This is a genomic window from Mycobacterium sp. SMC-11 (assembly GCF_046250095.1).
Lineage (GTDB): Bacteria > Actinomycetota > Actinomycetes > Mycobacteriales > Mycobacteriaceae > Mycobacterium > Mycobacterium heraklionense_A.
This window is the reverse complement of sequence record NZ_CP176430.1, coordinates 4489535-4501965: the sequence shown is the minus strand read 5'-3', so window position 1 is coordinate 4501965 and position 12431 is coordinate 4489535. Positions and strand designations below refer to the sequence as shown.

The 12431-nt window shown below is 67.0% G+C and carries 9 protein-coding genes and 1 tRNA gene; 8 read left to right on the top strand and 2 right to left on the bottom strand.

From position 1 onward, the window contains the following. Positions 1-24: 24 nt before the first annotated feature. A complete protein-coding gene (locus ACKY0X_RS21365; RefSeq protein ID WP_409427609.1) occupies positions 25-651 on the bottom strand; it encodes a GNAT family N-acetyltransferase in 627 nt (208 codons plus the stop codon). A 190-nt stretch (positions 652-841) separates the two neighbouring features. Beyond that, a complete protein-coding gene (locus tag ACKY0X_RS21360; protein ID WP_409427608.1) occupies positions 842-1810 on the bottom strand; it encodes an NAD(P)H-quinone oxidoreductase in 969 nt (322 codons plus the stop codon). 75 nt (positions 1811-1885) lie between these two features. On the opposite strand from ACKY0X_RS21360, the gene ACKY0X_RS21355 reads away from it, so the two are divergent. From ACKY0X_RS21355 to ACKY0X_RS21320, 8 genes are all read left to right on the top strand, one after another. Beyond that, positions 1886-2977, top strand: coding sequence for a MarR family winged helix-turn-helix transcriptional regulator (locus tag ACKY0X_RS21355; RefSeq protein ID WP_409427607.1), 1092 nt, complete (start codon positions 1886-1888; stop codon positions 2975-2977). 341 nt (positions 2978-3318) lie between these two features. Next, positions 3319-4392, top strand: coding sequence for an outer membrane porin GjpA (gjpA, locus tag ACKY0X_RS21350; RefSeq protein ID WP_409427606.1), 1074 nt, complete (start codon positions 3319-3321; stop codon positions 4390-4392). A gap of 46 nt (positions 4393-4438) precedes the next feature. After that, a complete protein-coding gene (locus ACKY0X_RS21345; RefSeq protein ID WP_409427605.1) occupies positions 4439-6904 on the top strand; it encodes a PGRS repeat-containing protein in 2466 nt (821 codons plus the stop codon). 45 nt (positions 6905-6949) lie between these two features. Then, entirely contained in the window at positions 6950-9451 is a 2502-nt protein-coding gene (locus tag ACKY0X_RS21340; protein WP_409427604.1) for a PGRS repeat-containing protein, read from the top strand. Between the two features lie 100 nt (positions 9452-9551). Further along, a tRNA-Ser gene (locus tag ACKY0X_RS21335) sits at positions 9552-9638 on the top strand. Positions 9639-10051: 413 nt separating this feature from the next. Next, positions 10052-10597, top strand: a complete 546-nt coding sequence (locus tag ACKY0X_RS21330) for a MarR family winged helix-turn-helix transcriptional regulator (RefSeq protein WP_409427603.1) — start codon at positions 10052-10054, stop codon at positions 10595-10597. A gap of 412 nt (positions 10598-11009) precedes the next feature. Continuing rightward, positions 11010-11522, top strand: coding sequence for a MarR family winged helix-turn-helix transcriptional regulator (locus ACKY0X_RS21325; RefSeq protein ID WP_409427602.1), 513 nt, complete (start codon positions 11010-11012; stop codon positions 11520-11522). Positions 11523-11606: 84 nt separating this feature from the next. After that, on the top strand, positions 11607-12083 hold the full coding sequence (locus ACKY0X_RS21320; RefSeq protein ID WP_409427601.1) for a MarR family winged helix-turn-helix transcriptional regulator: 477 nt from the start codon (positions 11607-11609) through the stop codon (positions 12081-12083). The last annotated feature ends 348 nt before the right edge of the window (positions 12084-12431 follow it).

Below are 12431 nucleotides of genomic sequence, written 5' to 3'. Positions count from 1 at the left end.
CGCCCTTATCGCGCCATCAAGACGCTACGAGGTACTGCGATAACCCGGAATATCTTCGGGCGTTCTCGGCCAGGCAAATAGGACGATGTGCTGATCCCACTTGGACATATAGTGTTCGCCGAGGTAGGCCCCGCCCCGGCGCTCCCAGAATCGACGGCCGTACGAGCCGGCGGCTTTGGAGTCGCCGATGACACGTCGGCACTGGGGTTCGGCCGCGAATATGCTCGACACCAACGGTCCGAAGATGTTCTTTCCATGTCCTTTCTCAACCATGTCGGCCGAGGCCATGGCGCCATGCAGACCGACGTCATAGGGGTGCGCGTCGTAAACAGTCGCGATGTCATCCTGTGCGGCCCGGAACAATTCCATGTATCCGAGGGGCTCCCCGTCGACGCTAAAGACATAGGGGCGCGAGTAGCTGCCTTCGAATTGGACGTTCAAGTGACGCTGCCATGCATCGGGCGGATACGCGTAGCCCCATGTTGATTCCAAATGCGGCCGGTTCATCCACTCGGAGATCATTGCGGCATCGCCGTCCTGGTCTGCAAAGCGAATACTGTACGGCTCATCGAGGATAGGCAATGGTGGCGGCGGAACGCTCAGGAGCGCATCGCTCAAGCCGACCCGTTGCCGCGGCATACGCGAACTCATAGCGCACCCGAATCCGTTGTAGCCGCTCCGGTTTCGGTGGTCATTGCACGTGCCTCCTGGTCTCCGTTGACGGCAGCGCCGTCGCAATCTTCCTCAAGAATGATGCTACGTTGAGGCACGCGTGTCAGCGCCGAAATACCGGTCGCTGCCGCAAAAGTCAGTCGGATGGACACCCCATGGGTGCCGGCGCTCAGAGCGTCAGCACAACCTTGCCCGTCACCTCACCCGACGACAGCATCCGGTGTGCCTCGGCGGCCTGCGTGATGGGCAGTCGCGCACCGATCACCGGCTTGATCCGGCCGTCGCCGAGCATCGGCCAGAGCTCGCTGGTCACCGCGGCAACCACCGTGCCCTTGCTGTGCGGCCCTTCCACTGGCCGGCCGCGCAACGCGGTGCCGATCACCCGGGCGCGCTTGGAGATCAGCTTGCCCAGATTCAGCTCGCCTTTGACCCCGCCCTGCATCCCGATAACCACCAGCTGGCCGTCGTTGGCCAGCGCATCGACATTGCGGTCCAGGTAGGCCGCCCCCATTATGTCCAGGATCACGTCGGCGCCGCCGGCCTCACGCACCCGCGCCACGAAGTCCTCGTCGTGATAGTTGACGGTGATCTCGGCGCCAAGTTCACGACAGAACGCCAACTTGGCCTCGGATCCGGCGGTGACGGCCACCCACGCCCCGAGCTGACGTGCCACCTGAATGGCGTGGCTGCCCACGCCGCTGGCTCCACCGTGTACCAGCAGCAACTGGCCCTCGGACAACCCAGCGGTCAAGACCAGGTTCGACCAGACGGTGCAGGCCACCTCCGGCAGGCCGGCCGCATCCACCAGGTCGACCCCGACCGGGATGGGCAGCACCTGGGGCGCGGGAACCGCGACGTACTCCGCGTAGCCGCCCCCGGCCAACAACGCGCAAACCTGTTGGCCGACCGTCCAATCCGACACGTCATCGCCCACCGCGGCAATGACGCCGGAGACCTCCAGGCCCAGGGTGTCGCTGGCCCCGGGTGGGGGCGGATACAAGCCTGCCGCTTGCAGCAGATCGGCCCGGTTCACCCCGGCGGCGGCAACCCGGATCAGCACCTCGCCCGGGGCCGGTTGAAGATCGCCGACCTCGCGCCAAGCGAGGACTTCGGGGGATTCAGCGATGATGGCGTGCATGTCGGACACGCTACTACCGGCCCGACGCGGTCGAAAACGATGAGGAAACCTAAGTGTTGGGCTTAGCATGACGCTGTGCAGCGCAACGATCGCCGCCGGACGGGGAGTGATTTACCCGGCTTGGATCTCGCCGAACGCCAAGCATGGCAACACTATTTGGAAGCCGTGCTGCGATTCGACGCGGTGCTGAACCGGGCGCTCAACGCTGATCACCAACTGTCGGTAATCGACTTGCGGGTGCTCGACATCCTGGTCAAGTCCTCGGACGGATCTGCTCGGATGGGCGATGTGGCCGAACTGCTCGGCGCGACCCGGCGTCAGATGACGACGCGGATGGACCGGCTGGGGGAGCGCGGGTTGGTGCGCCGCAAGCCTGATCCGCAGGACAAACGCGGGGTGGTCGCGCTGCTCACCGACGACGGGCGCACCATGATCGATCAGGCGATCATCAGTTACGCGAAAGCCGTCTCGACCTACTTGCTGGGACCACTATCGACTCGCCAGGTCACCACTGTCGCGGAGAACTGTTGGCGCATTGGCGAGGGTCTGCGGCTTTCCGAACTGCGGCGCGCCTTGGTTGAACCTGGCACGCCCGTTTCGGTTCGCGTTGACTCCCAAGCCTTTCCGGAGGCGCCCACGTGCTATATGCCCGGGGTTGATGATGCTGGGAAGCGGTGCTGGCATCAGTTCATGTCGTCGTCGGCGACGCTCTTCCCGGTATTGAACGACCGTTTGACCCAGGCGATCCAGCTCGGATTTATCGACATTCTGCTGCTGGATCTGATTGCCAAGTCGCCGGGCGGATCGGCGCCCTTGAGCGCGCTGGGTCAGGCGTTTTCCCTGCAGCCCAGCCGGATAACTCAGCAGATCACCCGTCTGGAGTCCGAAGGCCTGGTGCGCCGTGCACCGGTTCAGGGCGATCGACGACGCGTCGTCGTCAACATCACGCTGCACGGACGCGTGCGACTGGGGCCGGCGCTCTCCTTCTACGGCAGGGAAATTCGCCGGACCTACTTGGACCCGATGTCGCGCCAGCAGGCGATCGCGCTCGGCGACGCATGCCGCCGGATCGGCTTACCCCTCAACACCCGTGCCGACCGGCCGGTACGGACCGTTCGCCGGAGTGCGCCGATAGTTGCGGTGGAAAGCGACGCCGGTCACCGGTAATCCGCCGCTCGAACTATGCCTGGGGCCACCACTGCCTTGTGCTTCCCAGTGTTTTCACAGTTTGCTGATAGGTGGTTGGCGCCATTCCCCATGGGGGACAAGCGGACTGGTTACCCGCTGGTAGTTACAGGTTGAAACAGTTGACCCCGCTGCTTGGGTCGATCCGCCACCCCCGATTACGGCGCTGACCTGGGAATCCACGGTCTGGAGTCGCAACCCGGCGCGGTGTGACAGCAAACGTATTCACGGATAACAAGGTTCGATTGGAGACACTCAGCCCTCGCTTAGTTACGTTCATCGCTGTTCAGTGCGTCACCAATCCATCAGCCGAGGAGTTCCCCTTGCACGCCACCGTTCGCCCCTATGCCACCGCTGGCGTGGCCCTGGTCGGAGCCAGTCTCGTCGCGGTCACGCCGTTGTCTGCGCCGGTGCCGGTTCCCTCTGATGTCCAATCCCACGCGGTCGCATTGACGGGGGCGTTCCAGGACGTCCTCAATGCCGCGTCGGCGAATGTCACAACGATGCTCAACAACTGGTATCTGGCACCCGGCGTAGGGATGCAACAGTTTTGGGCCAACCAGATGGACTACTGGGACCGGCTGCTCAACGACCCGTCAGGATCCACCAACGACGTCAACGAGGAGATCCAGAAGCACCTGAACGCGGTGATCTCGGGCTGGGCGCTGCAGAACGAGACCGACGCGACCCACTCCACGGTGCTCAACCACACGATGGATGGCACCCATCAGTTGATGTTCGGCCAGGTCGCCGGCTACATCCCTGCGGATGTGGACAAGGAATCGATCATGCCGATCATCGACTACCTGGGCTCCCCTGCCAGTGCGGTGTTGATGGGGATGATCGGCCCGATGATCAGCCCGTGGATCGCGTTGCTCAACGGCATCACCGACGGCGACAACCCGTTCGACATCCTGGCCAACATGGGTGGGGCGTTCTTCAACGGCGCCACCTTGAACCTGGATGCGCTGCTGCCGATGATCAACTCGTCGGGCTATTTCCCGGCCGGTATGAACATGGACCACCTGGACTTTGCGTTCGGCGGGTTGCTGTCCACGGGTGCGCCAGCAGTGAGCTATCAGGTACTCGGCCCCGGTGGTGTCGTCGCAACCGAGACGCCCGCGGTCGGCGGCTCCATCTTCCAAAGTGTGGGTATCGAATTCAGCGGTGTCCCGGTTCTGGGAACCCTCGATCTCAACAGTGCCGGCATCGGGCCGATCGCCGCCTGGCAGGCCTGGGGACAGACCGTCGGCGCCCTGCTCGGGTCGGGTTGGGACGGCAAGGGCCCGGTGGTGGTGACGCCACCGTTGGCGGGTGCGGAACTGCCCATCCTTGATGACGGTGGCGCCGCAGCGACCGATGCGTTCGGTTGGCTGGGCGACCTGCTCGGGCTCTGATCCCCTAAACCCTTAACTCCCAGTTGCTTAGAGAGGCACCCGCAATATGAGTCGTCACCTCACCGCCGGTCGCCGCGCGATCAGCGCCGCCAGCACCGCTGGTGCGTTCCTGGCGTTCGGAATGGCCCCGCTGACCGTGGCCCCGCAGGCTCAAGCCGATGAATTCGATTGGATCGCTGATCTTTTCGATTCGTCGGCATGGCTGGTCGCCGAGCCGGCCGACGCGGGTGCTTTTGACTGGACTTCCATGCTGGATCAGTGGTTCTACGACCCGATCCACACCTCGATGGAGGCCTGGATCAACAGTGATTTCGGGTCGATGGTCAACGGCTGGATCAACACCTCGGCGGGGCAGTTCCTGATCGGTGACGGGGTTGACGGCACCGCCGAGAATCCCGATGGCGGCAATGGTGGGCTGTGGTTCGGTGACGGCGGAAACGGCTGGGACAGCACCGAAGCCGGCGTGGCCGGCGGTGCCGGTGGCAACGCGGCCGGCTGGCTCGGCGACGGCGGCACCGGCGGTGACGGTGGCGCGGGCGCCAACGGTGGTGACGGCGGAGCCGGCGGGATCTGGATGGGCAACGGTGGTGCCGGAGGCAACGGTGGGATCGCCCTGGAGGCCGGCGGGAACGGCGGGATCGGCGGCAACGGAGGCAACGCATCGGGCTGGTTCTTCGGCAACGGCGGTGCTGGTGGTGCCGGCGCGGACGGCGCCGCCGGAATCGCTGGCACGTACGCCAACGGTGGTGACGGCAACGCCGGTGCGGGAGGCTCTGGCGGTAACGGCGGCGCCGGAGGCCGCAGCAGCTTCATGTTCGGCAACGGCGGAAGCGGAGGCAAGGGAGGCGCCAGCGGCGACGGCGGCAACGGAGCAACCGGCACCGCCGACCACGTCGACGGCGGTGACGGCAGCTACTCGGGCAGCGCCGGCAACGGCGGCGACGCCGGTGGGCGCGGCTCCACCATCTACACCAGCCCGATATTCGGGCATGCCGGGCAGATGGGTGACGGCGGCGACGGCGGCCACGGTGGCAACGGCGGGGACGCCTATAAGGATGCAAACGGCAATTACGTTGGCGACGGCGGCTCCGCCAGTGACGGCGGCTTTGCCGGTTACGGAAGCAACGGCGGCAACGGCGGTGACGGCGGCCACGGGGGCAACGGCCTGAACGGAGGCCAAGGCGGTGGGGGCGGCTACGCCGGAAACACCCGAGGCGGCGGTGTCGGCGGCAACGGCGGAACCGGTGGCAACGGAGGCGATGCGACCGCCGGCACCGGGGGCGACGGTGGCAGGGGCGGCGTCGGTTACGGCGACCACAGCGGCAACGGCGGCAACGGCGGCAACGGTGCTACCGACAATCCCACCGTCAAGACCATCGGCGGTAACGGTGGCGCCGGCGGCAGGGGCGGATCAGCGGTCCCCGGCGCGAACGGCGGGAACGGCGGAACCGGCACCTATGCCGGCGGTAACGGCGGTGCCGGCGGCTTTGCCGGTACTGACGGGCATGTCGGCGGTAACGGCGGTAACGGCGGCACCAGCACTGGCTGGCAAAACAACGGCACGACCTACAGCCATGGCGGCAACGGCGGTGACGGCGGGCGAGGCGGCAGCGGCAACGCTGATGTTGGCAGTGGAGTCGGCGGCGCCGGGGGCGCCGGCGGTAACGGCGCTACCGGTGCTGGAGTGGTCAGCGTCGGCGGCAACGGCGGTAATGGCGGCCAGGGCGGAACCACCAACGGCGGGACGACGGCCGGCAACGGTGGCATCGGCGGCGCTGGCGGCTCGGGCACGGCATCCGGTGGCAACGGGGGTACGGGCGGCCGCGGCGGTAGCGCAGTTGTCCCCGTGACCGGCGGTACAGGCGGCACCGCAGGCAACGGTGGCGCGGGTGGTGCCGGCGGCGACAGCGGCGGTGTCACCATGCCCACTGATAACCCCTACGGCGCCGGCCCGAGCCATGCCGGCAACGGCGGCAACGGCGGTATGGGCGGAACCGGAACCATCGGTGCCGGCGGTATTGGTGGTGCCGGCGGAGCCGGTGGCAATGCGCAAGGTGCTGTCAACGCCGGTAACGGCGGTAGTGGTGGCCAAGGCGGCACTGGCGCCACCGGCGGAGTCGCCACCAACCCCGCACATGGGCCTGGCGGTGATGGTCACGACGGTGGTACCGCCGGCAACGGCGGCGTTGGCGGTGCCGGTGGTACTGCGGTGGACGGCAACGGTGGCAACGGTGGAATCGGCGGCAAGGGCGGCACCGGCGGAGCCGGAAGCAATGGTGGCAAGGGCGGCACGGACGCCGATGGCAACGTGCTGCCCGGCGGCAACGGTGGCGACGGCGGAACCGGCGGCAATGGCGCGGCCGGTGGAGCGGGCGGCGCCAGCACCAACGGCACCAACGGAACTCACGGTGCAGGCGGTGCGGCGGGTGCAGGTGGCGCCGGTGGCACGGGCGGCACCGGAAACCCCGACGGCCAGCCGGGCGCCGTCGGCGGCACCGGACAACCCGGTTAAACCGTTATCCCCCCGACCGTTTCCGATGAAAGAGGTAACTCGACGATGAATCGTCCTCACCAGCGCGCGATCGGCGCCGCCAGCACCGTAGGAGCGTTCCTGGCCTTGGGAATGGCCCCGCTCACTACGGCCCCGGCGGCGCACGCCGATGAATTCGATTGGATTGCCGATCTTTTCGACAGTTCATCTTGGTTGACTCCCGAGCCAGCCGATGTAGGTGCCTTCGACTGGACTTCCATGCTGGATCAGTGGTTCTACGACCCGATCCACACCTCGATGGAGGCCTGGATCAACAGTGATTTCGGGTCGATGGTCAACGGCTGGATCAACACCTCGGCCGGTCAGTTCCTGATCGGTGACGGGGCCGATGGCACCGAGGCCAATCCCGACGGCAGCAACGGTGGCTTGTGGTTCGGCGACGGCGGAAACGGTTGGGACAGCACTGAAGCCGGTGTGGCCGGCGGTGCCGGTGGCAATGCGGCCGGCTGGTTTGGCGATGGCGGCGACGGCGGTGATGGTGGCGCGGGCGCCAATGGTGGTGATGGTGGCGCCGGCGGGATCTGGATGGGCAATGGCGGTGCCGGAGGCAACGGTGGGATCGCCCTGGACCCCGCGGTGGCCGGTGGCAACGGCGGAGCGGGCGGCAACGCATCGGGGTGGTTCTTCGGCAACGGTGGGATCGGCGGTAATGGAGCGGATGGGTTAGCCGGTGCCGCAGGCACATTCGCCAACGGCGGCGACGGCAATGGTATAGCCGGCGGTTACGGCGGCAACGGTGGGGCCGGCGGGCGCAGCAGCTTCATGTTCGGCAACGGCGGCAACGGCGGCAACGCCGGAGCCGGCGGTAAGGGGGGCGACGGCGCCACCGGCACCGCCGATCACGTCGACGGCGGAAACGGCGGCTGGTCCTGGGGCGGCGGCGCCGGAGGTGCGGCCGGCGGGCGCGGATCCTCCATCTACACCAGCCCCATGTATGGACACGTCGGGCAGCTCGGAAACGGCGGCGACGGCGGAGACGCCGGTAACGGCGGCGACGCCTACCAAGACGTCAATGGCCACTACCTGGGCAACGGTGGTTCCGGCAGTGACGGCGGGATCGCCGGCAACGGCAACGTCGGCGGCAACGGCGGCCTTGGTGGCCACGGCGGCAACGGCCTCAACGGTGGTGGCGGCGGCTGGGGCGGAAACGGCGGCCAGTCCGCCGGCAACAACACCGGCGGCGCCGGCGGAAATGCCGGAGCCGGCGGAGATGCCACCGCGGGTACCGGCGGCAGCGGCGGCTGGGGCGGCTGGGGCGCTCCATCCCAAAGCGGTGCCGGTGGTGCGGGCGGCAACGGAGGCGCCGGAGGCAATGGGGCTACCGGCGACAACACCGTCAAGACCATTGGCGGAGACGGCGGCGGTGGCGGCATGGGCGGAAGCAGCCAAGCGGGGGTCGGTGGGGCCAGCGGCGACAGCGGGGACGGCGGTACCGGAACCTATGCCGGCGGCAACGGTGGTGACAGCTTCTTCGGTGCCGGATCGGGTGCCACCGGCGGGGCCGGCGGCCGCGGCGGAAACGGCGGCGACAGCACCGGGTGGGACGACGGAGCCGGCACCATCTGGAGCCACGGCGGTAACGGCGGCAGCGGCTCGTCGGGCGGAGGCGCTTACACCGGCGATGGTGCGGTCGGCGGCGCCGGCGGAAACGGTGGTGCCGGGGCGACCGGGCCGGGTGTGGTCAGCGTCGGCGGCAATGGCGGCAGCGGCGGCACCGGCGGCACCGCGTACGGCGGCGGCAATGCCGGTGCCGGCGGTGTAGGCGGCAACGGCGGAAGCGGCACGGCATCGGGCGGCAATGGCGGCACCGGCGGCAGTGGCGGCGCGGGCATGGTCCTTCTCGGCGGTAGTGGGTCAGGCGGCACCGCCGGTGACGGCGGTGCCGGTGGGACCGGCGGCAACAGTGGCGGAGTCGCCATGCCCGCCAACAACCCCTACGGTGCTGGCCCCAGCCACGCCGGCAATGGCGGCAACGGCGGTATGGGCGGCACCGGCACGGTCGGCGTCGGCGGTGACGGCGGCGTGGGCGGGACAGGTGGGAGTGCGCAAGGCAGCGTCGATGGTGGCAATGGCGGTACCGGCGGCGTCGGCGGAACCGGCTACACGGGCGCGCCGGCCACCAACCCCGCGCATGAACCAGGCGGTAACGGCCACGACGGTGGCACCGCCGGCAACGGCGGCGTCGGCGGCGCAGGTGGCGCTGCGGTGGACGGCAACGGTGGCAACGGCGGTACCGGCGGAGCGGGCGGCACCGGTGGAGCCGGCAGCCGCGGCGGCAACGGTGGCACCGACGCGGGCGGCAACACCCTGCCCGGCGGCAACGGCGGTGACGGGGGAACTGGCGGCAACGGGGCGGCCGGAGGCGCCGGTGGCACCAGCACCAATGGGTCCAACGGTGCCCACGGAACAGCCGGGGCGGGCGGCTCCGGTGGCGCCGGAGGCGTGGCCGGTACCGGTACCCCGCCGGGCCAGCCCGGCACCACCGGCGGCAGCGGCCAACCCGGCTGACCCGGCGACGAGCGGCCGCAGACTCGCACTAAAGGCGCCGTGCGCGTGCGAGTTTGCGTCTGCTCGGGAGCACTGACCCGGCCAAGGTACGATTTCCCGCGGTGGCGTGGCAGAGCGGCCTAATGCACTCGCCTTGAAAGCGAGAGACGGCTAACACCGTCCGGGGGTTCAAATCCCTCCGCCACCGCCCTTTTCGCACCCGATGCACATCGGGTTCGGCGTATTCCTTCCGCGGGCCGCTCACCGCCGGTGGTTGCGACCCCGCCGAATTCAGCCCATGGCCCAGGCATTCAGCGCGTAGAGATTCGGCAGCAAATTTCGGGCACCGTCGCTGCAGTCCCGATGCGTCTTGCGCATCGCCAGCCGATCAATTTGTATGCAAAATGTGGACAAGCGGTCGGTCTGGGAATCTCTCGCGGCACTGATTCAACGAGCGCATACCCCTCACCCCTGGGCCTTGGTCGGCATTTGTACCGACCGGCTCGGCGGCATTAAATGTATTCAACGAACCGCCAGGCTCGTCGATCCTTAACAGGTGCGAGGTTCTCGGATGCGGAATGACGTTGGTGCGCTGGAGCTAAGCGTGGCTACCATGACGCTATGCAACGTTCGGCTCGTCGCCGCACCCCCAGCGATCTCCCCGGATTGGACATCGCCGAACAAAAGTCATGGCAGAACTTTCTGCACGCTGCGCTGCGCTTTCACGCCACGATGGACCGCTGGCTGACCGAAGCGCACAACCTCTCCGTCATTGACTTGCGGGTGCTCGACATCCTGGACAAGTCTGACGGCGGTGCGGCGCGGATGGGCGACTTGGCCGACGCTCTGGGCGCGAACCCGCACCATATGACGAAACGGATCCGTCGACTCGAAGAGCGGAGTTTGGTTCAGCGCGAACAGAATTCCGATGACCGGCGTGGGGTGGTCGCCCGGATCACCGACGACGGCCGGCGGGTGGCCGGACATGCCAGCCACAACTACGCCCAGGGGGTCAAGACCCATCTCATCGGCACCCTGTCGCGGCGCCAGCTCGCCACGCTCGAGGAGAATTGTCGACGGATCAATTCTGGTCTGCGGCAGGCCGACTCGACTTTGTATGTGTCCCGGGCCCCCGGTGGCGAGCTCGCAGTCAAGCCGCCGCTCTGATCTGCGCCAGCTCGCAGCGCCCCGAGGTTTGCTCCAATGCCGTTTTCACTCCCTGTGAAGTAGCTGGGAAATGCATTACGGGCGTTCATCATTGAAATTCTCGGCCAATGCTCGTTGGGCTCGGGCAGCGCATGTGTCCAGCGGTTACCGGCTGGGTGCGGGACTTCGTCGCTGCTTGGACCCCCTGCTAGAACACGTTCTGATTGCTACTCGCGAGTTAGTTGCCGGTTGAATCAACCGTCCCCATTTGTATATTTGCTGGGGATGCCTCAAAAGGGCGTGTGAAAGGCCTCGATGCCTTGGCTGGCAGCGTTGCGGGCTGGCGCCGCGCAATACTGATGTATGTAGAAGGATGCAAACGCCCCCGATTTTCGTGGTCATTGTGGGAAGGGTTTCGGTACCGTCGCCCGCCGTGGAGGACACAGGGGGCCAAGCGCCGGCGATGCGGCTGCCGGGGCTCGAAGACATCGAGCAGAGTTCTTGGCAAGAGTTCGTCGAGTCGTCGACCAATCTGTTGGGCGCGCTCAACCGAAGCCTGCTGGGCCGGCACCGACTGGATCTGTCCGAGCTTCGACTGCTGGATCTTCTTGCCAAGTCCGACAGCGGATCTGTCCGAATGAGCGAACTGGCCGCGGCGCTGATGCTGCTCCGCAGCCGGGTGACTTGGCTGACCCGGCGGCTGGAAAGTCGCGGTCTGGTTCGCCGGATACCTATTCCCGGTGATGGTCGGGGAGTGCGGGCCGAGCTCACGCCCGAGGGCCGAATGAGGCTGGGGGAGGCCCGCAAAACCTACGCCGAACAGATCCGCCGGCTCTACGTGAACCAGATGTCCCGCCAGCAAATGCTTGCCCTGGGTGCCAGCTGTCATCAGATCAGCGCGTCACTGGACGCCGCAGACCTTCCGAAAAAGTCGACGATGGACTGAGCCACTCGCCTCCTGCGCTGTCCGAAGCACCAAGTTGCCGAATTAGACTCCGGGCGTCGCGTGTCGTGGATACGATCGCCCGGCATGGGGCACCTGCGGGCTCTTGAGCGGCCAGTGTGGGAACTGCCGGCGCTTGACGCCGCTGAAAGTGCCTGCGTCCACCAATTTGTCGATACCTCCGAACGCCTGCTTGCCGCGTTGAATGAATGCCTGGTCCATGCCCACGGATTGACCCTCTTTGAAGTCCTGGTCCTGGACCGCCTCGCCAGTACCGACGCCGGGTCGGCCCAAATGAGGGACCTGGCCAAGGCTTTCGCGCTAGGGCCGAGTCGGGTGACGTCGCTGATCGACCGCCTGGTAGCCGAGGCATTGGTCTATAGGCGGCCGCACCCGGATGACCGCCGAGCGGTGCTTGCACACATCACCGCCGAGGGTCGGAAGCGGTCGGCAGCGGCGGGCGTGACCTACGCGCGCGGGATTCGTGCGTACTACCTCGCTCGGCTGTCGCGACAGCAGGCGATCGCGCTGGGCGACGTCTGCCGGCGAACCGGCCTTCCTTAGCAGATGCCCCTGGGCCGGTTTGGCGATGGAGGCGCGAGGCCGCGCGAGGAGATTCTCAGGATTACGGTCCCTTGAATTGGGGAGCTAGGGCATCCGTGTCTGACGCCCTATCGGCGTGTATGCCCGCTACCTGCGGAGACGCATGTCGACCGCATGTTAGCTAAAGTTTGCCTTATAGGTATCCGTGCTGTCGCGGAATTACTTGACACTTGTTTCTGCGGCGCGGTTGGAGACTTTAGCGCCGTGCTGGACCCTTTCCAGGTCAGCGGCTATTACGCGACGGCGAGGCGCGGAAATACTGTGAATGAACGTGTTTCAGTTCTTACCCGTCGGTAATTTCCAGTTGAA

Excerpts from the sequence above, each read along its gene's own strand:
- ACKY0X_RS21365 (WP_409427609.1), bottom strand. The coding sequence starts at position 651 with ATGAGTTCGCGTATGCCGCGGCAACGGGTCGGCTTGAGCGATGCGCTC.
- ACKY0X_RS21360 (WP_409427608.1), bottom strand. The coding sequence starts at position 1,810 with ATGCACGCCATCATCGCTGAATCCCCCGAAGTCCTCGCTTGGCGCGAG.
- ACKY0X_RS21345 (WP_409427605.1), top strand. The coding sequence starts at position 4,439 with ATGAGTCGTCACCTCACCGCCGGTCGCCGCGCGATCAGCGCCGCCAGC.
- ACKY0X_RS21340 (WP_409427604.1), top strand. The coding sequence starts at position 6,950 with ATGAATCGTCCTCACCAGCGCGCGATCGGCGCCGCCAGCACCGTAGGA.
- ACKY0X_RS21330 (WP_409427603.1), top strand. The coding sequence starts at position 10,052 with ATGCAACGTTCGGCTCGTCGCCGCACCCCCAGCGATCTCCCCGGATTG.
- ACKY0X_RS21320 (WP_409427601.1), top strand. The coding sequence starts at position 11,607 with ATGGGGCACCTGCGGGCTCTTGAGCGGCCAGTGTGGGAACTGCCGGCG.